The organism is Planococcus versutus (assembly GCF_001186155.3).
GTDB lineage: Bacteria > Bacillota > Bacilli > Bacillales_A > Planococcaceae > Planococcus > Planococcus versutus.
The window spans coordinates 2816992-2839012 of sequence record NZ_CP016540.2 but is presented as its reverse complement, the minus strand read 5'-3'; the positions used below and the strand labels follow the sequence as shown (position 1 = coordinate 2839012).

Annotated in this window: 20 protein-coding genes and 1 other annotated feature; of the genes, 19 read left to right on the top strand and 1 reads right to left on the bottom strand. The window is 39.8% G+C overall.

Annotated features, from left to right (window positions below; all coding sequences use genetic code 11):
* Positions 1 to 9: 9 nt before the first annotated feature.
* The 10 genes from I858_RS14260 (at position 10) to serA (ending at position 11924) form a co-directional block, all read left to right on the top strand.
* Positions 10 to 900, top strand: coding sequence for an NAD(P)-dependent oxidoreductase (locus I858_RS14260; RefSeq protein WP_162273624.1), 891 nt, complete (start codon positions 10 to 12; stop codon positions 898 to 900).
* A 67-nt stretch (positions 901 to 967) separates the two neighbouring features.
* A complete protein-coding gene (locus I858_RS14255; protein WP_049693096.1) occupies positions 968 to 1633 on the top strand; it encodes a GntR family transcriptional regulator in 666 nt (221 codons plus the stop codon).
* A gap of 47 nt (positions 1634 to 1680) precedes the next feature.
* On the top strand, positions 1681 to 2739 hold the full coding sequence (locus tag I858_RS14250) for a tartrate dehydrogenase (RefSeq protein ID WP_049693095.1): 1059 nt from the start codon (positions 1681 to 1683) through the stop codon (positions 2737 to 2739).
* A gap of 145 nt (positions 2740 to 2884) precedes the next feature.
* Positions 2885 to 3739 (top strand): HpcH/HpaI aldolase/citrate lyase family protein, encoded by an 855-nt coding sequence (locus I858_RS14245; RefSeq protein ID WP_049693094.1) that lies wholly within the window; start codon positions 2885 to 2887, stop codon positions 3737 to 3739.
* Between the two features lie 237 nt (positions 3740 to 3976).
* Entirely contained in the window at positions 3977 to 4669 is a 693-nt protein-coding gene (locus tag I858_RS14240) for a class I SAM-dependent methyltransferase (RefSeq protein WP_239457177.1), read from the top strand.
* Between the two features lie 68 nt (positions 4670 to 4737).
* Positions 4738 to 6159 carry an SLC13 family permease gene (locus tag I858_RS14235; protein ID WP_049693177.1) on the top strand — a complete coding sequence of 474 codons (1422 nt, stop codon included), beginning with the start codon at positions 4738 to 4740 and terminating at the stop codon, positions 6157 to 6159.
* Between the two features lie 28 nt (positions 6160 to 6187).
* Positions 6188 to 7354, top strand: a complete 1167-nt coding sequence (locus I858_RS14230) for a CaiB/BaiF CoA transferase family protein (RefSeq protein ID WP_049693093.1) — start codon at positions 6188 to 6190, stop codon at positions 7352 to 7354.
* Between the two features lie 28 nt (positions 7355 to 7382).
* Positions 7383 to 8558 (top strand): acyl-CoA dehydrogenase family protein, encoded by a 1176-nt coding sequence (locus tag I858_RS14225; RefSeq protein ID WP_049693092.1) that lies wholly within the window; start codon positions 7383 to 7385, stop codon positions 8556 to 8558.
* A 299-nt stretch (positions 8559 to 8857) separates the two neighbouring features.
* Positions 8858 to 9083, top strand: a binding site (T-box leader).
* Between the two features lie 94 nt (positions 9084 to 9177).
* Complete coding sequence (locus I858_RS14220) at positions 9178 to 10341, top strand: pyridoxal-phosphate-dependent aminotransferase family protein (RefSeq protein ID WP_049693091.1); 1164 nt, start codon at positions 9178 to 9180, stop codon at positions 10339 to 10341.
* Complete coding sequence (serA, locus tag I858_RS14215; protein ID WP_049693090.1) at positions 10338 to 11924, top strand: phosphoglycerate dehydrogenase; 1587 nt, start codon at positions 10338 to 10340, stop codon at positions 11922 to 11924. Before I858_RS14220 ends, serA begins: the two co-directional genes overlap by 4 nt.
* Before the next feature lie 291 nt (positions 11925 to 12215).
* On the opposite strand, the gene I858_RS14210 is transcribed toward serA, so the two are convergent.
* A complete protein-coding gene (locus I858_RS14210; RefSeq protein WP_049693089.1) occupies positions 12216 to 13004 on the bottom strand; it encodes an HAD family hydrolase in 789 nt (262 codons plus the stop codon).
* 434 nt (positions 13005 to 13438) lie between these two features.
* On the opposite strand from I858_RS14210, the gene I858_RS14205 reads away from it, so the two are divergent.
* From I858_RS14205 to I858_RS14170, 9 genes are all read left to right on the top strand, one after another.
* The gene (locus tag I858_RS14205; RefSeq protein ID WP_049693088.1) at positions 13439 to 14158 is read left to right on the top strand and encodes a YebC/PmpR family DNA-binding transcriptional regulator; all 720 of its coding nucleotides are present in this window, start codon (positions 13439 to 13441) and stop codon (positions 14156 to 14158) included.
* 222 nt (positions 14159 to 14380) lie between these two features.
* On the top strand, positions 14381 to 15604 hold the full coding sequence (locus I858_RS14200) for an acyl-CoA dehydrogenase family protein (protein WP_049693087.1): 1224 nt from the start codon (positions 14381 to 14383) through the stop codon (positions 15602 to 15604).
* 28 nt (positions 15605 to 15632) lie between these two features.
* Positions 15633 to 16814: an acetyl-CoA C-acetyltransferase gene (locus I858_RS14195; protein WP_049693086.1), complete on the top strand. Its 1182-nt coding sequence runs from the start codon at positions 15633 to 15635 to the stop codon at positions 16812 to 16814.
* Complete coding sequence (locus I858_RS17635; protein WP_338046066.1) at positions 16807 to 17154, top strand: NAD(P)H-dependent flavin oxidoreductase; 348 nt, start codon at positions 16807 to 16809, stop codon at positions 17152 to 17154. The genes I858_RS14195 and I858_RS17635 overlap by 8 nt, the downstream gene beginning before the upstream one ends.
* Positions 17127 to 17708, top strand: coding sequence for an NAD(P)H-dependent flavin oxidoreductase (locus tag I858_RS17630; protein ID WP_338046065.1), 582 nt, complete (start codon positions 17127 to 17129; stop codon positions 17706 to 17708). The genes I858_RS17635 and I858_RS17630 overlap by 28 nt, the downstream gene beginning before the upstream one ends.
* The gene (locus tag I858_RS14185; protein WP_049693084.1) at positions 17692 to 18510 is read left to right on the top strand and encodes an enoyl-CoA hydratase-related protein; all 819 of its coding nucleotides are present in this window, start codon (positions 17692 to 17694) and stop codon (positions 18508 to 18510) included. The genes I858_RS17630 and I858_RS14185 overlap by 17 nt, the downstream gene beginning before the upstream one ends.
* Before the next feature lie 159 nt (positions 18511 to 18669).
* Complete coding sequence (locus I858_RS14180) at positions 18670 to 20073, top strand: MBL fold metallo-hydrolase (protein ID WP_049693083.1); 1404 nt, start codon at positions 18670 to 18672, stop codon at positions 20071 to 20073.
* A gap of 53 nt (positions 20074 to 20126) precedes the next feature.
* A complete protein-coding gene (locus I858_RS14175) occupies positions 20127 to 20492 on the top strand; it encodes a rhodanese-like domain-containing protein (RefSeq protein WP_049693082.1) in 366 nt (121 codons plus the stop codon).
* A gap of 165 nt (positions 20493 to 20657) precedes the next feature.
* Entirely contained in the window at positions 20658 to 21902 is a 1245-nt protein-coding gene (locus I858_RS14170; protein WP_049693081.1) for a dicarboxylate/amino acid:cation symporter, read from the top strand.
* Positions 21903 to 22021: the final 119 nt, after the last annotated feature.

Below are 22021 nucleotides of genomic sequence, written 5' to 3'. Positions count from 1 at the left end.
GGCAACAATGTGAAGGCAGGAATTATCGGATTGGGTAATATGGGTGGCCGTATGGTGAAAAGACTACTTGAACAAGGAGTAAAAGTTGGAGTTTTTGATTTGAACAAAGACTTAGTCCGAAAATTTGTAGAGATGGGCGCAGAAGAAACGAAAAGCCCTGCAGCTTTAGCAAAGAAATTTCCATACATTCTAACCGTCTTGCCAAATGTCTTTATTGTGAAAGAAACACTGATGGGTACAGAAGGCTTAATGGAAGGCATGAATTCCGAGAGTTTGTTAATTGAAATGACTACATCGATTCCTTCTGTCACAAAAGAGCTCAACGCTCTATTGAAAGAAAAAGGTCTGAAGATGATTGATGCACCAGTAAGTGGAGGTGTCAAAAAGGCGGAAGACGGCACTTTATCGATAATGGTCGGAGGCGAAACAGTCGATTTTGATAGAGCAAAACCATTGCTGGAATGTTTAGGTGCTCATATTTTCCATGTTGGAGAAGCAGGAGCAGGTCATACGATTAAGGCATTGAATAACATGATTTCGGCAACTACTTTGGCGGCTACAGGAGAAGCGATGGCACTTGGCGTTAAACTAGGTCTAGATCCTGAGAAAATGCTTGATGTGATTAATGCGAGTACGGGCAGAAGTTTCTCTAGTGAGTTTAAATTTCCCAATCAAGTCTTGACGCGAAAATTTGAAGTTGGTTTCACCTTAGATTTGATGGTCAAAGACTTAAAAATTGCCATGGCAATGGCAGAAGAAGAAAAGGTACCAATGTTTATTTCTAGTGCCTCTTTTCAGCTTTGGAAACACGCTTGGTCGCAAGGCAGAGGTGACCAAGACCATACAGCCGTTATAAAGGACATTGAAGAAATGTTTTCTATAGAAATTAAAGGATCTTAAATTGTCCTGATGTTCAAAGACAACCTTTAAAGAACGTATAAAAATAAAGATATTTGAGGGGTGCTATATGGAGAATTTCAAATTAACAGAACAAGATAGAGCCACTTTGCAGTATAAAGTAACAAATAAACTAAGAGAACTGATACTCAAAGGTGAGTTCAGAATGGGCGAACGGTTGATGCAAGAAGAGTGGGCTCAAAAATTGGGAGTTAGTCGAATGCCGCTTAGGGAAGCATTGCGTCAACTAGAAGTTGAAGGCTTAGTTAAGATTGAACCGAGGAGAGGTGCAGTAGTTACTCCAATCTCTACTGAGGATATTGAGGAAATCTATCAATTAAGAGCTCTTTTGGAAGGACAAGCAGTTGTGAAATCTCTTCCATATTTAGGGGATGAAGAAATACGAGAACTTGAAAATCTATATAACGCAATGATTAAGCTAAAAGCTGATGAAAACGATGTCGAGGTTTTCATGAAACTAAATGCTGAATTTCATCGAATTTTAAGAGAAAGCTGTCCATGGAGACGCATTCAAGGATTTATCGAAACGCTGTGGAAAGGGATTCCTCCTTACACACCGAGTCTCTTATCAAATCACTTAGCAGATTCACATGAAGAGCATCGCTTAATGTTGGAATATGTAAAACAAAAAGACGAAGTTCGATTAAGAAGAATTACAGAAAAGCATATTCTAAGAACCAAAGAAAACTTAGTTGAGATGATGAACAAAAAGTAAAATTTTTAGTTTATAAGAAATTTAATAGTTGTGGAGGCGTAAATGGTATGAAGCAAATAGAATTGGCAGTAATTGCAGGAGATGGGATTGGGAAAGAAGTTGTGCCTGAGGCATTGCGTGTTTTAGATGTAGTAGCAGAAATTCATGGAGGTTTAAAATTTAGTTCGACTTATCATCCATGGAGTTCAGAGTATTACGTTCAGCATGGAGAAATGATGCCAAAAGATGGCTTAAGCCATCTTACACAAAGCGATGCCATTTTCTTAGGAGCTGTTGGAGATTCATCATTAGTAGCGGACCACATCTCGCTTGGAGGTTTGTTGCTGAAAATCCGAAGAGAATTCGAGCAAGTTATCAATATTCGTCCAGCCAAACAGTTGAAAGGAATCGTCTCTCCTCTAGGAAATCCACAGAACTTTGATATTATGATTGTCCGTGAAAACAGTGAAGGCGAATATAGCAGTATCGGTGGACGAGTACACAGTGGAGAAGATGAAATCGTCATTCAAAATGCAGTTTTTACGAAAAAAGGTGTTTCCCGTGTGATTAACTATGCCTTTGAATTGGCTCAAAAACGGAGTAGTCATGTAACAAGTGCTACTAAATCAAATGGAATTGTCCATTCCATGCCGTTTTGGGATGAGGTCTTTAAAGAAGTTGCAGGAAATCATGGAGACGTTCAAACCAATAGCGAACATATTGATGCGCTTTCTGCTTTTTTCATTACAAAGCCACAGACGCTGGATGTTGTGGTAGCTAGCAATTTGTTTGGAGATATTTTGAGTGATATTGGAGCAGCCATAATGGGCAGTATAGGAATAGCACCTTCTGGAAATATTAATCTCAACGGTAAATACCCATCTATGTTTGAACCTGTACATGGCTCAGCACCAGACATTTTTGGAAAAGGAATTGCTAATCCAGTTGGTCAGATTTGGACAGCTAAAATGATGCTCGATCATTTAGGAGAGCATGAAATGGGCAGGATTTTGCTGGGTGCGATTGAAGAATCTATGCAATCTGGTATCAAAACTACAGATATCGGTGGTAACTCCTCGACAAGTGAAGTAACCGATGAAATTATTCATAAGCTTCGAAATAAATAAAAACTACTTAACAGCTATAACAAAATCACCATCACTTATAAAGAATGAAATTTTCTGAAAATATATTTACAATTACTGAATTGTTTAGTACCATACGTAGTAAGTTGATATTGTATCCAATATCCAAGAATCGGAGGGTAAGTTGATGAGTAAACCATATTCCTATTTATTCGTACCCGCGACTAGTTTTTCGTTAATAAAGAAGGCAGTCACATCTAAGGCAGATGTTGTTATTATAGATTTAGAAGATGCAGTAGCACTATCAGAAAAACAAGCTGCAAGAGAAGTTATGAAAGAAGCTTTGAAAGTATATAAAAAAGAACATAAAATCATTGTTCGCATCAATGCTTTGGAGACTTCTTTTTGGGAAGCAGATTTGGAAACAGCAGTTACTAATGGAGCTGCAGGAATTATGCTTCCAAAAGCAGAAAATGAGCAAGGAATTCAAACAGCCTCTAATAAAATTCGTGAAATTAGAGAGAACAGTGATGAAGCATTTGAGTTGATTCCCTTAATAGAAAGTGCCAAGGGCATCCAGTTTGCGTACGCAATCGCATCTGCAGATCCTTTAGTTTCGGCTTTGGCTTTTGGATCTATTGACTTTTCACTAGATATTGACTGTGAGCTAACTCCAGAAGGACTGGAATTGCTGTTTGCTCGCTCGCAGTTGGTAATTGCTTCGAAGGCAGCGGGTATTGGCCCACCAATTGATGCGGTTTATCCAAATTTAACAGATGAAAACGGATTGAAAAATCAAACGGTTTTTGCAAATCAACTTGGCTTTAAGGCCAAACTGGTTATTCATCCGAAACAACTAGACGTTGTCCATCAAGTGTTTTCGACTTCAGATGAAGAAATTATAATAGCAAAAAAAATTGTTGAGGCATTTGAAAAAGCTGAAAAAGAAGGTATTGCGTCGATTAAAGTTGATGGACAATTTGTTGATTATCCAATCTATAAAAAAGCTAAAAAAACTTATAATAGAAATAGTGAAAAATAGTACTGAAAAGCAGATTAACCTCTGTTGTGTAGAGCATTTTCGGTAGCTAAAAACAGCAATATATACTTTGCTGAAATACATAAAACCAGAGTGTAAGAAGACGAAGCAACAACGCGTGTAAAATTAGTAATTAGAGATGTTAGTAAAAATTTTTTGAAGTTCTCAATGATCATTTTTAAATAACTATTATTTTGTACGGTTACATTGAACAGAATCTAGATGAAAGGAGAGGGAACAATGGCCGATAAAATGGAATTCAATCAAGAAATTGCGACAGAGTATGACAAAGGAGTAAGGCGGACGTTGCCGACATATGATCCAATGTTACGCTTGTCACAAACCTTTCTTCACTACTCGCTTAAAGAGCAAGCTGAAGTACTTGTAGTTGGTTGCGGTGGAGGAAATGAATTAAAAGCTTTTGGCGTACCCAATCCTGGGTGGCATTTTACAGCAGTAGATCCTGCAAAAGCTATGCTTGAAGCAGCTAAAGTAAAAGCAAAACAAGTAGGCATTGAAAAACGTATCGAGTGGATAAACGGCACTGTAATGGATGTGCCAAAGGAAAAGCACTTTGATGGTGCGACTTGTATTTTGGTTTTGCATTTTATCCCTGAAGTAAAAGAAAAAAAGGCATTACTAGCGAAAATAAGAAGTCATCTAAATCCAGGAGCTCCTTTCGTATTAGTTAGTAAGTTTGGAGATCCAAATGATTCAGAGTTTAAAGAGCTCGTAACATTGTGGAAGAATTATTGGCTAGATATGACCAACTTGTCTGCTCAGAAAGTAGAAGAATTGATGAAAGGCACTTTAACGGATTCATCAATTTCTGAAGCTGAAATTCGGCAACTGCTAACAGATACTGGGTTTCATCGAATTGCCAATTTCTTAAAAACTAATCAGTTTGGAGGTTGGATTTGTTACGCAGATTAAAAAAGCCAAATTCGATTCTGTATGTTCTCAAAAAACATAGTGGCTGTGAAAAGGGAGGGAAAAGAAACGTGAAAAGTAATTCCGTAGAAAACGCGAGAACGCTCTTATTCATCGGAATAGCTATTTTAGGTTTTCTTGCTGTTTATTTTTTGTTGCCAAATGACTTTTCTTACGCTGCTAAAGTAATGACCAGTATTATTACTCTTGGCATTATTTTATGGTCATTAGAATCGATACCTATAGGCTTGACTGCACTGATTATCTTGTTGTTGATGTTGTTGTTCGACGTCGCAGACACAACAGTTATCTTTAGCGGGTTTGCTTCACCAGCCACTTATTTAATCGTCGGGGGAATGATGCTTGCGACTGCAGTTAACGAAACTGCTTTAATTAAACGAATGAGTTACACGATTTTAAAAAAATGGGGCGGCCGCTCAGCAGGTCTGCTTGGCAGCATCATTATGATTCAGCAGATCCAAGCCTTTTTTATTCCTTCGACGGCAGTACGGTCTGCGTTAATTTTGCCAGTCTCAACGATGATTATCGAAACAACTCATGCTGAACCTGGAGGCAACTTGAGGAAAATGATTATGTTGGGCGTCGCTTTTGGAGGGGTCATCAGTGGGACTTCTGTTATGACAGCGGCAATCGGCAATATTTTGACAGTGGAGTTGCTCAATCGGTTAGCAGGTATTAATATTACATATTTTCAGTGGTTTTACTATACATTTCCGATTTGGTTGCTATTAATTCCAGCTATATGGTTTATGCTACTGAAAGTCTTCCCTTTGCCAGAGGAGCAGCAATACTTTCCAGCAATCAAAGATGAAATGACGAAAAAATTAAAGGAATTAGGTCCAGTTAATGCACGAGAAATTCGCTGTTTAATAATTTTGTTAACTATTGTTATTTTGTGGTTGACGGAGCCTCTCCATGGATTGCATCCTAGCATTCCAGCTCTTGCCGGCGTAGTGCTGATGACTTTTCCTGTTATTGGTGTTGCTTCGTGGGAGCCTGTAGTTCGGATCAACTACAATACGGTTTTACTGGTTAGTATTACGTTGTCAATGGGCTATACGTTTGTGGATTCCGGCGCTTCGACGACAATTAGTCAGTATTTAAGTGTTGATTGGTTCCTGCAACTTATACAAAATCCGTTTCCTTCGGTAGTGATTGTGATTATTTTGGCTCAAGTTTTTCATAAAATGATTTCAAATGTTGCGACTGCAGTTGTTGTGCTAGTACCGATTGTTATAAGCGTTGCTCAAAATGCTGGAGTTGATCCATTGGTTATGGCGTTTACTACAGGATTAACTTGTCTTTTTGGATTTATCTTAATTGTTGAGTCTATGCCAAACTTGATTGCCCATAGTACAGGAATGATTTCACAAAAGGATTTTTTAAAGCCTGGTTTATACGCGACTGTGATTTCAGTGAGTGCCACCATTTTTGTTGCAGCTACGTGGTGGAATTGGATTGGATTGATATAACAAACTATTTTAAAAGGAGGAAAATAATATGTTGCCATTGGAAGGAATAACCGTTGTTTCTTTAGAACAGGCTGTTGCAGCACCCTTTGCAACTAGACAATTAGCCGATTTAGGAGCGCGCGTCATCAAAGTAGAAAGACCAGAAGTGGGCGATTTTGCTAGAAACTACGATAAAACAGTAAAAGGAATGGCGAGTCATTTTGTATGGATCAATCGCTCGAAAGAGTCACTAGCACTAGATCTTAAGAAAAAAGAAGCTAAGGAAGTATTGCATAAACTATTAAAAGATGCGGATGTATTTCTTCATAACCTAGCTCCTGGTGCTGTCGATCGACTGGGATTTAGCGCGCAAGATCTAAAAGAAACCTACCCACAACTGATTATTTGTTCTATTTCTGGTTACGGTACTTTTGGACCTTATACAAATAAGAAAGCATACGATTTGCTTATACAATGTGAAGCCGGATTAGTATCAGTTACAGGAACCGAAGATACACCATCTAAAGCAGGAATTTCAATTGCAGATATTGCAGCTGGAATGTATGCATACACGGGTATATTAACTGCCATTATTTCACGCTATAAAACAGGAAAAGGGGCGATTATTGAAGTGTCAATGCTTGAAGCCTTGGCAGAATGGATGGGTTATCCTCTTTATTACTCAGCTTATGGAGACAATGAACCACCACGGACTGGCGCCAGTCATTCGACGATTTATCCTTATGGCCCGTTTAAAGCAGGCGATGAGAAAATGGTATTCATGGGCATTCAAAATGAGCGGGAATGGGTTGAATTTTGTAGCACTGTTTTGAATAATCCTGAACTGGCTTCAAATTCACTGTTCAACAACAACTCTGAGCGAGTGGCTAACAAAGATGCGTTAAAACAAATTATTGAAACTGTTTTTCAAACGATGAACTCTGCGCAAGTAATCGAAAAGCTTGAAGAATCACGAATTGCGAATGCACGTTTGAACACGATGAACGAACTAGTCGAACATCCGCAGTTGGCAGCACGCAATCGGTGGAGAGAAGTGGATTCGCCGGTTGGAAAACTAAAGGCGCTCATTCCACCTGTTACGTCGGACGAAGTGGATACGGTCATGAATCCGATTCCCGATGTAGGAGAACATACAGAGGCGATTTTAAGCGAGTTAGGTTTTTCGAAAGAACAAATAAATAAGTTAACTAGTTAAAAAATGTATGTGAAAGGGGAAAATCCTAATGCCGACATTAACACAAACAGAAAGAGAGCAATTGCGTCAAAATGTCAGAGAACTATGTTCAGAATTTCCAAATTCGTATTGGAGACAATTAGATTTAGAACGTGAGTATCCTTACGAGTTTGTAGATGCACTAACAAAAAGCGGGTATCTTTCAGCATTAATTCCTGAGAAATACGGTGGTAAAGGCTACGGTATGACAGAAGCTACAATTATTTTAGAAGAAATTAATCGGTCTGGTGGTCATGCTGCGGGTTGTCATGCTCAAATGTATACGATGGGTGCATTACTAAAACACGGTAGTGAAAAACAAAAGCAACAGTATTTACCTGGCATTGCAGATGGATCAATAAGGTTCCAGGCTTTTTCTGTAACAGAAGAAAAAGCAGGCTCCAATACAACTGCAATTGAAACGTTTGCTGAAAAAACAGCAAACGGTTATATCGTTAATGGTCATAAAAATTGGACCAGTCGTTTACTACAATCTGATTTAGTCATGTTGCTTGCTCGTACGACACCAATCGAAGATGTGGGAGAAAAGCGCACTGAAGGACTTAGTTTGTTTTTAGTTGATCTTCGAATCATTCGCGAACAACAACCTGAATCTCTAAAAGTAGAGCCGGTTCGTGCTATGTTCAACTATGCTACAAACCAAGTATGGTATAAAAATATGGAAATTCCAGCAGCATGTTTGATAGGTGAAGAAGGTAGTGGATTTCGATATGTATTAGATGGTATGAATGCAGAACGAACCTTATTAGCAGCAGAAGCAATAGGAGATGGATACTTCTTTATCGATAAAGCTACTAGTTACGCAAATGAACGAGAAGTCTTTAACCGAAAAATTGGTGAAAACCAAGGCATTCAATTTCCGATTGCACGCGCTTATGCAGCAATTAAAGCTGCCGATTTAATGCGTTATGAAGCAGCCAGAAGGTTTGATAATAACGAAAAATTTGGCGAGCAAGCCAATTTGGCAAAATTCTTGTCCAGTGAAGCCAGCTGGCAAGCAGCAAACGTCTGCCTAGATACATTCGGTGGTTATGGATTTGTTGACGAGTATGACGTAGAGCGGAAATTTAGAGAAACGCGTATGTATCAAGTGGCACCCGTTAGCAATAATATGATTCTAGCTTATCTAGGACAGAATATATTAAAGATGCCACGTTCTTATTAAATTGCTATAAGAAAAAACCCAGTCATAAGTTTCCGAAAATAAAACTAGTGAATAAAAATCAAGTATTTTTCTCTTTAATAGAACGGACGGAATTAAATAGACTCGGTAAAGTGCTGGAATCTGTTTTTCTGATCTCTTAATGTATTTCATCAAATTATGTAATTATTTTTTTGTTTTTAAGTACTTAGAGGCGTCTAGGTTTGTGGAAAATGAGAACGGTTTCAAAGAAAACTAACTATTTAATATATATTGACAATGAATTTTAGCCTGTATATGATGGAGTCAATTCTAAATACAGGTGAACTATGTTGATGGAGATAGGCTTTGTGCTAGAAAATCCTAAGAGAACTGATGGATGGTGAGAATCAGTGGTTTCGGCATTTAGTAGCACTTCTGAATAGGTGGATTGAACAACTCAGTAAATCCATTCGCTTCGTGCTCGTTACGCATGTGAACCAATGAGACTGGCGGTTTTCGACAGTGAATTAGGGTGGTACCGCGAATAGAAGACTCTTCGCCCCTTGCATCTTTATGTAGGGGGAGAAGAGTCTTTTTTTTCTTCAAGGCAAACAGATACTACTTGCAAACTCAGGAGAATCGAGAGGAGAATGACATTATTATGCTGACAGACAAACAAATTTTACGGATCCCAGGACCAACGCCAATCCCACCAAGCGTGCAACGCGCGATGGCGCAACCAATGATTGGACACCGTGGACAAAGTACATCTGACATGATTCGAGATATCCGACCAAGACTAAAGCGCGTTTTTGGAACGACGCAAGAAGTCATCATTTTGACTGGTAGTGGAACAGCAGGACTTGAAGCAGCTGTAGTAAATACGGTTGAACCAGGTGAAGAAGTACTGGTTCTTGTAACAGGCGCATTTGGAGAGCGGTTTTCGAAGATTTGTCAGTCATATAGCATTCAAACTCATATTTTCGAAGTCGAGTGGGGGTTAGCTGTAGACCCAGAAGCGGTTAAAAAATTTCTTTTGGAGCATCCTGAAATCACAGTTGTGTTTTCAACGTTTTGTGAGACATCTACGGGTGTGTTAAATCCCATTAAAGAGTTGGCGGCGGCTGTAAAAGAAGTCTCAACTGCTCTTATAGTCGTGGATGGTGTTTCTTGTGTAGCGGGAACAGAAACCGAGATGGACAACTGGGGAATTGACGTTGTGGTAACGGGTTCACAAAAAGCTTTTATGCTTCCAGCAGGACTATCATTTATCGCAGCCAGCGAACGGGCATGGAAGAAAATCGAAGCCAATCCTCAGCCTAGATTCTATTTGGATCTTAAAAAGCATCGCGATAATCTATTAATAGATACAACACCTTTTACTCCAGCTTTATCAATTATGTTTGGTTTACAACAAGTACTTCAATTGTTAGAAGAAGAAGGACTGGACCAAGTATATAAAAGACACCGGCTGATGAAAGATATGACTCGTGCAGCATTTGGCGCATTAGATATACCTTTGCTGACTCTTGACAAAGATGCATCACCAACCGTCACAGCTGCAAAGCCGACTGACTTTGATGCTGAAAAATTCCGTAAAGTCATGAAAGAAGAATTTGCTTTGGAAGTAGCAGGGGGTCAAGGACCTTTAGCGAAAAAGATTTTCCGTATTGGCCATATGGGTTATTGTTCTCCAGCAGACATGCTGCAAGCAATTGCAGCAATTGAAATTGGCTTAGTAAAAGTAGGGAAAAAAATCGAATTAGGTAAAGGCGTTGCGGCTGCACAGCACGTTTATTTGACAGAAGGAGAGAAAACGAAATGACTTTTCATATTCTTATTAGTGATCCACTTAGTGAAGATGGAATTTATCCTTTACGTCAGGCAAACGGTGTAAACATTGTTATGGAAACCAATTTAACGCCGGAGCAATTAGCAGATCGGATCGATGGATTCGACGCTTTAATCGTTAGAAGTCAAACGCAAGTGACACGCGAATTAATCGAGAAAGCGTCTAATTTAAAAATTATTGGGCGTGCAGGAGTTGGTGTTGATAATATTGATTTAGAAGCAGCAACGGAATATGGCATTATCGTAGTCAATGCACCAGATGGCAATACCAACTCAGCGGCTGAGCATACAATGGCAATGATTATGTCAATGGCTCGTAAAATTCCTCAAGCATTTCATGCACTGCGCAATCAGCAATGGGACCGAAAATCTTTCGTAGGCGTTGAATTAAAAAACAAAACGCTTGGAGTTGTGGGATTTGGAAGAATCGGTCAAGAAGTAGCAGCGCGCGCAAAAGGACAGCGAATGAACGTCATTGCCTATGATCCTTTTTTAACGGCCGAAAGAGCGGAAAAGCTAGGAGTCGATTTTGGTTCTGTAGAAGATGTCTTAAAAGTAGCCGACTTTGTCACGGTTCATACGCCACTGCTAAAAGAAACCAAGCATTTGATTAACAAACAAGCATTTGAAATCATGAAAGATGGTGTGCAAATTGTTAATTGTGCACGTGGTGGAATTATCGATGAAAACGCGTTGTACGACGCTGTGAAATCAGGAAAAGTTGCTGGAGCCGCACTTGATGTTTTTGAACAAGAGCCGATGGTTGATTTTCGCTTATTGGATTTACCTGAGGTTATCGCAACACCTCATTTAGGTGCCAGCACGTTTGAAGCACAAGAAAGCGTAGCAGTCGATGTTAGTATGGACGTAGTCAGCTACTTTACGACTGGAACTGTACGCAATTCAGTGAATCTTCCATCTGTGCCAAAAGAAATTATGAAGAAAATCGAGCCTTATTTTGATTTGTCAGAGCGACTTGGTACTTTTCTAACCGATTTAATAGATGCCACTGCAGAAGAAGTTACCGTTCGTTACGCTGGTGAGTTAGCCAACATGGATGTAAGACCTTTAACGCGCAATATGTTAAAAGGCATGTTAAAACGTCATCTTGGAAAACAAGTTAATAATGTAAATGCTTTATATTTAGCAAATCAAAAAGGCATTGTTGTTACCGAACAAAAGACTACAGAATCGAAAGGGTTTACGAACTTAATCACTGTGGAAATAAAAACAGCAGAAGGTATTAGAAAAGCAGCTGGGACCTTATTAAATGGACAAGGAGCACGTATTGTTAAAGTAGATGATTATTTAGTGGATGTTGTGCCAGAGGGACATCTTTTGTATGTTCGCCACAATGATCGACCGGGTGTCATCGGACGTGTTGGAACTTTGCTTGGGCAAGAAAATGTCAATATTGCAACGATGCAAGTAGGGCGTTCTATTGTGGGCGGAGATGCGATTATGATGTTGTCTATTGATAAACCTGCAGAAACAAGTAGTTTAGAACAACTAGGGAACTTAGAGGAAATTCAAGGAGTCACACCTATCAACTTATAACAAACAGAAGGGCTGTCCCAAAAGATAACTTTTGGTGATAGCCCTTTTGGTATTCCAGGAAAGGATGTCTAATTTCCATTGCGGCGGACGCTTTCCGCGGGTACGGCCTCTGCTGCTTCCCTCGCTCTGCTCAGTCCAGTAGCTCCGGCTCGCACTGTTTCCGCTGGAGTCGCCGCCTCCATTTCAATCAGCCTATTCTTCAATTGTATAGAAAGCAAAAAATGATAGAGAAAAATCAAAAACATTCTCTACCATTTTTATTAAGAAACTCATGGAATAGACTCTTTTCCATTAAAGTTGTTCTAGCAGTTGAAGCAATTCTTCTAAATGCTGGATTTCATATGTCGGAATGATGGTTTCATGCGGAGCTTTTTGTTCACGGTTGATCCAAACAGAGCGGATACCTACTTTTCCGGCACCGATAATATCGGTCATTAAATTATCTCCGACCATCAATACTTCGTCGGTGGTAAAGTCGAATTTAGATAAAGCGTGATAGAAAATGTCAGGGTCTGGTTTTCCTTTGCCAAATGCACCAGACACGATGATGTGATCGAAATAAGGAGCGATTTCAGGTGTGATTTCCAGTTTGAGTTGCTGTAAGCTTGGCGAACCATTAGTCAATAAAAGCAACTGATAATGCTCTTTCAAATCTGCTAGTACGTCTAAGCTTTCTTCATATAGTACAGGATTTCTTTTTCGCGCTTCTGGAAAGTAATCAGCTAGTTGACTACCGATATCGGTGCTATTTTCAATACCGATTTTTGCCAAGCCAAGCGCCCATGCGTCTTGACGATAAATTGGGACAAGTGTTTTCATCTTTTGAAAATCTGGTCCTGTATCGTCAAAAGTTCCCCATAGTCCTTCAAAAGGATTAATGCCAATCATTTTTGTAAAGTCATGTGTATCGTAACCTGAATACAGTTCGGTTGCTGCAGCTCTTACTGCTTCTTCTAAATTGGCACAAGATTCACCTGTTAATTCTTCGGCTAAACGGCATGTTTCTTGAAACGCTTTTTTTACACTTTTCTTGTCCCATAACAATGTATCATCCAAATCAAAAAAAATCGCTTTAATCATCGATGTAAGCTCCTCCTGATACTCTCTTTACTAAACTCAAGTGTACTGGAAACACATCTTGAAATATAGAGGTTCAATGAACTGTCACTGAAAATGAAAGAGTTCTCAGTGCGGTAAAGGCAAGAAGCTGAAACAGCGTTTGACTTCTTGCCATTGATAATTTAAATGCCAAACAGTGAACCATTACTAAAAAATTTCAGCAAGAGTCATTTAAAGAAGTTGAAATCAATCATCCCGATGTCTCTGAACAAGCTCCTTATTAATTAAACTAAAGCGACTCTACAATCTCACTTCAAATTGAAAGGAATTATCCTTTAAATGGATAAAAACTGCTTTTTTTAACTGCAAAATACGTTACATTTAAATGATTTGTACTATAATAGTAGATAGTGACTATTATCTAGTGTAAGACATTATAGAGAGAAGGAAATTGAATGGGACGCAAATGGAATAATATTAAAGAAAAAAAGGCATCTAAAGATGCCAACACAAGCCGAATTTACGCGAAATTCGGACGAGAAATATATGTAGCAGCCAAACAAGGTGAACCAGATCCAGAATCGAACCAAGCTTTAAAAGTAGTGTTGGAACGAGCAAAAACGTATAGCATCCCGAGAGCAATCATCGACCGAGCAGTGGACAAAGCTAAAGGCGGATCGGAAGAAAGCTTTGACGAATTACGCTATGAAGGATTTGGACCAAACGGCTCGATGGTTATCGTAGATACGTTAACGAATAATGTGAACCGCACGGCTTCAGACGTCCGTGCTGCTTTTGGCAAAAACGGAGGCAATATGGGCGTCAGTGGTTCGGTTGCTTATATGTTCGATCACACAGCGGTATTTGGTATTGAAGGCAAAACAGCTGACGAAGTTCTTGAGTTAATGATGGAAGCGGACATTGACTTGCGTGACATTATGGAAGAAGAAGACGGAGTTATTGTCTATGCAGAACCTGATCAATTTCATTTAGTTCAAGAAGCCTTTAAAAATGCCGGCATTACAGAGTTTACAGTAGCTGAATTAACGATGCTTGCTCAAAATGAACTGCCATTGCCTGAAGATGCGCAAGAGCAATTTGAGAAAATGATTGATGCTCTTGAAGATCTAGAAGATGTCCAACAGGTTTATCACAACGTAGATTTAGAAGAATAATAAAGAAAGATGCTCTGAGAAATTCAGAGCATCTTTTTTTATGGGGAAAAATTCTAGTTTTAGGCTCCATAGCTTGTAATTGAAAAATAGAACAACTATACTAATTTTGAATAAGTAGCACGACTATTCTGACTATTGAAAGTGGTAGAGTGAAGTTTTTAATTAGTAAAACAAAGTATTAATTGTAGTTTGAAAATACATAGGGACATTGGGGGAAGGTAAATGCTTAAGGAATTATCACCAAAGGCTGAAACTTTACGAGAGAAACTATTATCATTCATGGATGACTATGTTTATCCAAATGAAGCCACAGTAGAAAAATACCTCAAAGATGCAGAAAATCGTTGGACGATTCCGCCCATTATAAATGAATTGAAGGAAAAGGCAAAAAAGCAAGGCTTATGGAATTTATTTTTAGACCATCCGGAATATGGAGCTGGTTTATCTAATTATGACTATTCGCATCTATGTGAAATTATGGGACGATCCTTGATTGCACCGGAGTTATTTAATTGTAATGCACCGGACACTGGGAACATGGAAGTATTCGTTAAATACGGGACAGAAGAACAAAAAAAACAATGGCTTGAGCCGTTACTAGATGGAAAAATTCGTTCTTGTTTTTCGATGACAGAGCCCGCTGTGGCTTCTTCAGATGCAACGAATATTCAAAGTAGCATCGTCCGTGACGGTGACGAATACGTCGTCAATGCGAAAAAATGGTGGACGACCGGAGCCATGGATCCGCGCTGTAAAATTGCAATTGTCATGGGGAAAACAGATCCAAATGCTGCGAAAGATCAGCAACAGTCAATGATTTTAGTGCCTTTTGATACACCAGGTATAGAAATTATTCGCCCATTAACTGTATTTGGCTATGATGATGCACCACAAGGACATGCCGAAGTTCATTATAATAATGTGCGTGTGCCAGCATCGAACATTTTACTTGGCGAAGGACGTGGCTTTGAAATCGCTCAAGGACGTTTGGGACCGGGACGGATACATCATTGCATGCGTGCAATCGGAGCTGCTGAGCGAGCGCTAGAGCTATTGTGTAAAAGAGCTGATAGTAGAGAGGCATTCGGTTCAAGTTTGGCAGAGAAAGATGTCATCAAAGAAATCATTGCCGAAAGTCGAATTGAAATCGAACAAGCGCGCCTTCTTACGCTACATGCAACTCATAAAATAGATATAGAAGGTGCAAAATCAGCTCGCAAAGAAATAGCCATGATTAAAGTTGCGGTTCCTCGTGTTGCACAAAATGTTATTGACCGTGCCATTCAAGTGTTCGGCGGAGCCGGCTTAACAGAAGATTTCCCATTAGCTGCACATTACGCCAATGCTCGCGCATTACGTTTAGTTGATGGTCCCGATCAAGTGCATATTCGAGACGTTGGTCGGCTAGAGTTGAGTGAGCAATTGAAGGGTAGTTTGAATAAATGAATGACGATAGCAAAGGGGAAACGACATTATGAATAATGTTTACTTAATAGACGGAGCCAGAACGGCTTTTGGCGGCTTTGGCGGATCGCTTGCGACAACCGATGCGACTGAACTTGGAGCAGCTACAGCAGTTGAGGCGTTAAAACGCTCAAATGTAAAAGCAGAAGACATCAACCATGTTTTTTACGGAAATGTTATTCAATCTAGCGTGAATAGCGCTTACTTAGCCCGTCATATTGGATTAAAAGCAGGTGTGCCAAAAGAAGTTCCAGCGCTCACGTTAAATCGGTTATGTGGATCAGGTGCACAAGCTGTTGTGACAGCAGCACAACACATCTTACTAGGTGAAGCGGAATTGGTATTGGCTGGAGGTACTGAGAACATGTCAATGTCTCCGTATGCCAATTTTGATCAGCGCTTTAGCAAATCTAAAATGGGCAATTTGCAATTTGAAGATATGTTAACGGCGACGTTGACGGACCAATATACAGGAAGTGGGATGGGCATGACTGCCGAAAAACTGGCAGAGCAATACAATATTTCGCGTGAAGAGCAAGATGCCTTTTCTGTGCAATCCAATCAACGAGCTACACAAGCAGTCGAATCTGGGAGATTTGCAGAAGAAATTGTAGCAATGAATGTGACAACGCGTAAAGGTGTGTTAGTTGTCGACAAAGATGAACATATAAAACCAGACGCAAATGAAGAAGCTCTAGCCAAACTTCGTCCTTCATTTAAAAAAGAAGGAACGGTAACAGCTGGAAACGCTTCAGGTATAAATGACGGAGCGGCTTCACTCGTTGTAGCAAGCGAAGCGGCCGTAAGCAAACACAATTTAAAACCAATGGCGCGTATTGTCTCGTGGGGTGTCGTCGGCGTAGACCCAACCATTATGGGTATTGGACCGGTGCCAGCGATTAAACAAGCATTAAAACGTGCAGAGTTGACTGTTGCTGATATTGATTTGTTTGAGGTTAATGAAGCATTCGCGGCGCAATATTTGGCAGTAGAAAAAGAACTTGGATTAGATCGAGAGAAAGTAAACGTCAACGGCGGCGCAATTGCACTAGGTCATCCAGTCGGCGCAAGTGGTGCGCGTATTTTATTATCTCTTGCGTATGAATTGAAACGTCGTGGAGGTAAATACGGTGTGGCAAGTTTGTGTATTGGAGGAGGTCAAGGAATTGCGGTGGTGATTGAACATGCTTAAGCTGCCTGTCATTGTGTCGCCTATGTTTTTAGTGTCAACTCCAGCCATGGTAATCGAAGCATCAACTGCGGGTGTAATTGGAAGTTTTCCTTTACTCAATGCACGACCAGCAGAAACTTGTGCAGCCTGGCTAAAAGAGATTAAAGAAACACTTGGCGACAAGCCATGGGCCGTAAACTTCATTTGTCATCGCGGTTCTAATAAGCGCTACGAAGAGGACTTCGAATTGATTCGTCAATACGAGCCACCAATTGTAATTACCTCACTTGGTTCACCGGCAGATGTTATTGAAGTAGTTCATGCTTATGGGGGATGGTCTATTCGGATGTTGCTAATGTAAAGCACGCTAAAAAAGCAGCGGCGACTGGAGTGGATGGGCTGATTCTCGTTTGCGCTGGAGCTGGTGGTCACGGTGGGACGATTAATCCGTTTGCCTTTATTGCGGCGGTTAAAGAGTTTTATGATAAAACGATTATTTTAGCAGGAACATTGTCTACAGGTGCAGACATTGCTGCAGCTAAACTAATGGGAGCAGATTATGCTTATATGGGCACCCGTTTTTTAGTAGCAGAAGAAAGTAATACACCGGATGACTACAAACAAATGGTTATTGACTCGTCTGTTGAAGATATTCTGTACACCAGTTCGTTTAGTGGAGTACCAGCTAATCTATTAATTCCGAGTTTAGTGAAACAAGGAATCGACCCGAAGTCGTTGAAACCCAAAGAGGATATTGACTTGTCTCATTTAGTAAATGCAAAAGCGTGGCGAGACATTTGGTCAGCGGGTCAAGGTGTCACAACCATCACCAAGCGGCAGACGACGAAGGAAATAGTCGACCAACTGCTTACTGAATATGAGGAAGGAGTGAAACGGCTTGTACGAAACAATTAAAACAGAGCTGCAAAATGGAATTTTAACGTTGACCTTAAACCGTCCTGATCACATGAATGCCTATACAGAAAAAATGAACGATGAGTTGTTGCATTTTTATAAAAATGTCAATTTCAACGACGATGTACGCGTCATTATAGTAACTGGTAGTGGACGAGCTTTTTGTGCAGGGATGGATTTGTCTGAAGGCGGTTCAACTTTTTCGTCAGAACAATCTTCAGAAGACTACAGAGATCTTGGCGGTCAAGTAAGCCTTCAAGTGTACGAAGTTAATAAACCGATTATTGCAGCGATTAATGGACCAGCTGTAGGAATTGGAATGACGATGACATTGCCAATGGATATTCGGATTGTAAAAAAAGATACGAAAATCGGCTTTGTATTTGGTCGTCGAGGTATCGGACCTGAAGCGGCTTCAGGATGGTTTTTACCGAAACTTGTAGGGATTGGTAAAGCGCTTGAATGGACTTTGACGGGTCGATACATACCGACTGCAGAATCTGTGGAGACGGGGTTGATGCAATACGAATCGGAAGACCCGCTTGCGAAAGCCATTGAAATTGCCCGAGATATTGTAGAGAATACGGCAGCAACTTCAAATAGTTTTACACGTCAATTACTATGGAAAATGATGGGGCAAAGTCACCCTATTGCATCCCATTTAATAGAATCTAAATTTTTATATTGGGCTGGACAAAACGCGGATGCGAATGAAGGCATTCAATCATTTATTGATAAAAGGTCTGCCGATTTTTCGATGAAAGCGAGTGACTTGCCAAATTTTTTCACGGATAAAAACTAAAAGCCCGGACTTAAACCCATTGTTTTCAAGTTTAAGTCCGGGCTTTTGTGTAAACAAAAGAAAAGAGTTTACAAATAATACATCTAAGCAAAATGTTTTACATTATATACCCCCGGTGGTATATTGATCTTAAGTAAATGAGCGAAAGGGACTGATTATATGTTATTAAGATATTTCTATGATGAAAATTTAGCGCACGCTTCTTATGTAGTAGGATGCCAAGTAACAGGAGAAGCTGTAGTAGTAGATCCAATGCGCAACATTACTGCTTACGAAGAACTTGCAGCAAAAGAAAACTTGAATATTGTCGGAGCACTTGAAACACATATTCACGCTGACTTTGTTTCAGGTTCACGCGAACTTGAAAATCGTTTCGGTGCTAAACTGTATCTTTCTGACGAAGGTGACGCAGACTGGAAATATCAAAATATTGATCAGTTACATCATCAGTTAGTAAAAGATGGTGATCAGTTTAAAATCGGGAATTTAGTGTTTGAAGTAATGCACACCCCAGGGCACACCCCTGAAAGTATTTCCTTCTTATTAACGGACCGTGGCGGTTCAGCAGATAAAGCAATGGGGATGTTCACGGGAGATTTTGTTTTTGTTGGAGATGTAGGGCGTCCAGACTTGCTTGAAAAAGCAGCAGGTGTTGAAGGGACTTCTAAAGCAGGAGCGAAAGACATGTTCAAATCACTCGAACGCTTTAAACAATTACCAGATTACCTTCAAGTATGGCCAGCACATGGTGCAGGGAGTGCATGTGGTAAAGCACTTGGCGCCGTACCTTCTACTACGGTAGGGTATGAAAAGATGTTTAACTGGGCCTTGCAATACGATGAACTTGAAGCATTCCAAAAAGAATTATTAGATGGACAGCCAGAACCACCTGCTTATTTTGCTGTGATGAAATCAGTGAATAAAACAGGTGTCGAGTTAGTAAAAGATTTGCCACAACCACAAGAGATTAAATCGGTAGATGAGCTGAAAAAATCAATTGCAAATGGAGAGCAAGTTGTTGATTTACGCGCTTCTGCTTCTTTTGGAAATGGATATATTCCAGGCACTCTCAATATTCCGTTCAACAAATCATTTGCTAACTGGGCTGGATGGATTGTAGATTATCAAAAGCCACTTTATTTGCTAGTAGATCCCGAGTCTTTAGACCAAGTTGTGAATGTTTTGCATTCAATCGGCGTTGATGGTGAGATTGGCTATAGTGATGTGTCGAAGCTAATTGAAGAAACAGAAGAACTAGATTCGTATCAAAGTATATCTGCTGAAGAAGCGAAAAAACGAATAGATGCTGGGGAAGCCAATGTACTGGATGTACGAAACCAAACTGAGTACGATGAAGGTCATATTGAAGGAGCAAATCATATTATGATTGGTACGTTGAAAAAACGGTTAGATGAAATTCCAACAGATAAGACACTTATTGTCCAATGTCAGTCAGGAGCACGTTCGGCTATTGCGACAAGTATTTTAAAAGCGAACGGCTTTAATGATTCGGTGAACTTATCAGGTGGTTACGCAAAATGGAAAAAAGAGTTATCGATTTAACTTCACTATGTACAATGCCATAAGCTGATTTATGGTGTAAAAGGAGAAATGACATGATTGCAAGTGCAATGCTGATCGGGGTGCCAATTTTAATGGTTGCCTATAGCGCATATAAACGACATATTCCAGCTTATGGAGTTGAACAGGCTCGACTTGAAGAAATTGATGGCAGCTCCTATGCATTGCTCGATGTGCGGGCTTATAATGTATCCGACAAAGAGTCGGTTGCCGATGCCTTTAACCTGCCGATCTCTTATTTTAGTAGAGGGTATGAAGAAATACCTAAAAAACCAATTCACTTGATTGCTGAAAATCAAGTTGAAAAAAATCTAGCTGCACGGTTGCTTTATCAAAAAGGATTCGAAGTAGCGAGTTATAGTTTAATCGAAAAAAACAAGATGCATACGGCATGTTGTTAAGAAAAACCTGTGTAAATGCACCCTCATTTATACAGGTTTTTTGTATTTTAAAATAATAGTTATAAAAGTAAAAATTATGGATTCTGATAATGGGTTAAAAGTTGTGGAAATGACATACTTTCCGTTAAAATGGTTTTTACGTCTAAAAACAAAAGAGGGAAATAAATGAAAAAACCTGGATTAACCGTAAAAGTACTATCCGGACTTGTTTTGGGGGCGATAGCTGGATTACTGATAAACCTCTTTATACCCGGGTATTTTGATGCATTAAATAGCTATTTATTTGTGCCACTTGGCCAAGTATTTTTAAGTTTGATAAATATGCTCGTTGTTCCACTAGTATTATTTTCGATTATTCTTGGAACAGCAGGTCTTGGTGATCCTGCTAAATTAGGACGAATCGGAATTAAAACAGTTGCTTATTTTTTGGCAACAACGACTATTGCAATAGTAATCGGCTTATCTTTAGCAGCAGTTATTCAACCTGGACTTGCGGGTGATTTTGATCTCTCGAGTGCAGAATTTGAAGCAGAAAAAGCACCATCTGTTGGCGATACCTTGTTAAATATGATTCCAATCAATCCGATTGCAGCTTTAGGCGAAGGCAATATGTTGCAAATTATATTCTTTGCTGTGTTTATTGGATTGGCACTGACTGCACTGGGAGAGAAAACAGAAGGACTTGTCAGGTTAATTGAACAAGGAAATGATGTCATGATGTATTTAGTTGGTATTGTGATGAAGTTTGCTCCGTATGGTACATTTGGTTTGATCGCAACAGCTGTAGGGTCTCAAGGCTTATCAGCTATGAAAGCCATGGGCTCATACATGCTCGTAATCGTAGCTGCTCTTTTCATTCATGCGATTTTTACATATGGAGGAACGATTAAGTTTTTAGCTAAAAAAAGCCCGGTTTGGTTTTTTAAAAATTTTGCTCCTGCGATGAGTGTCGGCTTTAGTACATCAAGCAGTACCGCAACGCTGCCGATTTCAATGGAAGTGGCACAAGAAAAACTGGGTGTCTCCAAATCAGTCAGTTCGTTTGTTCAACCACTAGGAGCGACGATTAATATGGATGGGACCGCGATTATGCAAGGGGTTGCAACGATGTTTATCGCCCAAGCATATGGTATTGAATTATCAACGATGGATTTACTAACAGTAGTGCTGACAGCCGTACTTGCGAGTATTGGAACTGCCGGTGTACCAGGTGTCGGCTTGATCATGCTTGCGATGGTATTAGGCAGTGTCGGACTTCCGCCGGCTGGTATTGGATTAGTTATCGGGATTGATCGCTTATTGGATATGACTCGAACGGCTATTAATATTTCAGGTGATGCTGCATGCGCAGTATATGTAGCTGAGACAGAGAAAAAAAGAGATTTGCGCACGGAAAAAATAAATGTTTAGCAATATGAATCCTCGTAATTTTGCGGGGGTTTTTTATATGAAGAATGTGCATTTCGAATTTGAGGGTTATCTATCTAATAAACAAAAAATATTCGCATTGACAAGAACTTCACTGCCAT

What these genes read in the sequence shown, in the direction of transcription:
- I858_RS14255 (WP_049693096.1), top strand. Translation starts at nt 968, where the DNA reads ATGGAGAATTTCAAATTAACAGAACAAGATAGAGCCACTTTGCAGTAT.
- I858_RS14250 (WP_049693095.1), top strand. Translation starts at nt 1,681, where the DNA reads ATGAAGCAAATAGAATTGGCAGTAATTGCAGGAGATGGGATTGGGAAA.
- I858_RS14245 (WP_049693094.1), top strand. Translation starts at nt 2,885, where the DNA reads ATGAGTAAACCATATTCCTATTTATTCGTACCCGCGACTAGTTTTTCG.
- I858_RS14240 (WP_239457177.1), top strand. Translation starts at nt 3,977, where the DNA reads ATGGCCGATAAAATGGAATTCAATCAAGAAATTGCGACAGAGTATGAC.
- I858_RS14230 (WP_049693093.1), top strand. Translation starts at nt 6,188, where the DNA reads ATGTTGCCATTGGAAGGAATAACCGTTGTTTCTTTAGAACAGGCTGTT.
- I858_RS14225 (WP_049693092.1), top strand. Translation starts at nt 7,383, where the DNA reads ATGCCGACATTAACACAAACAGAAAGAGAGCAATTGCGTCAAAATGTC.
- I858_RS14220 (WP_049693091.1), top strand. Translation starts at nt 9,178, where the DNA reads ATGCTGACAGACAAACAAATTTTACGGATCCCAGGACCAACGCCAATC.
- serA (WP_049693090.1), top strand. Translation starts at nt 10,338, where the DNA reads ATGACTTTTCATATTCTTATTAGTGATCCACTTAGTGAAGATGGAATT.
- I858_RS14210 (WP_049693089.1), bottom strand. Translation starts at nt 13,004, where the DNA reads ATGATTAAAGCGATTTTTTTTGATTTGGATGATACATTGTTATGGGAC.
- I858_RS14205 (WP_049693088.1), top strand. Translation starts at nt 13,439, where the DNA reads ATGGGACGCAAATGGAATAATATTAAAGAAAAAAAGGCATCTAAAGAT.
- I858_RS14200 (WP_049693087.1), top strand. Translation starts at nt 14,381, where the DNA reads ATGCTTAAGGAATTATCACCAAAGGCTGAAACTTTACGAGAGAAACTA.
- I858_RS14195 (WP_049693086.1), top strand. Translation starts at nt 15,633, where the DNA reads ATGAATAATGTTTACTTAATAGACGGAGCCAGAACGGCTTTTGGCGGC.
- I858_RS17635 (WP_338046066.1), top strand. Translation starts at nt 16,807, where the DNA reads ATGCTTAAGCTGCCTGTCATTGTGTCGCCTATGTTTTTAGTGTCAACT.
- I858_RS17630 (WP_338046065.1), top strand. Translation starts at nt 17,127, where the DNA reads ATGGTCTATTCGGATGTTGCTAATGTAAAGCACGCTAAAAAAGCAGCG.
- I858_RS14180 (WP_049693083.1), top strand. Translation starts at nt 18,670, where the DNA reads ATGTTATTAAGATATTTCTATGATGAAAATTTAGCGCACGCTTCTTAT.
- I858_RS14175 (WP_049693082.1), top strand. Translation starts at nt 20,127, where the DNA reads ATGATTGCAAGTGCAATGCTGATCGGGGTGCCAATTTTAATGGTTGCC.
- I858_RS14170 (WP_049693081.1), top strand. Translation starts at nt 20,658, where the DNA reads ATGAAAAAACCTGGATTAACCGTAAAAGTACTATCCGGACTTGTTTTG.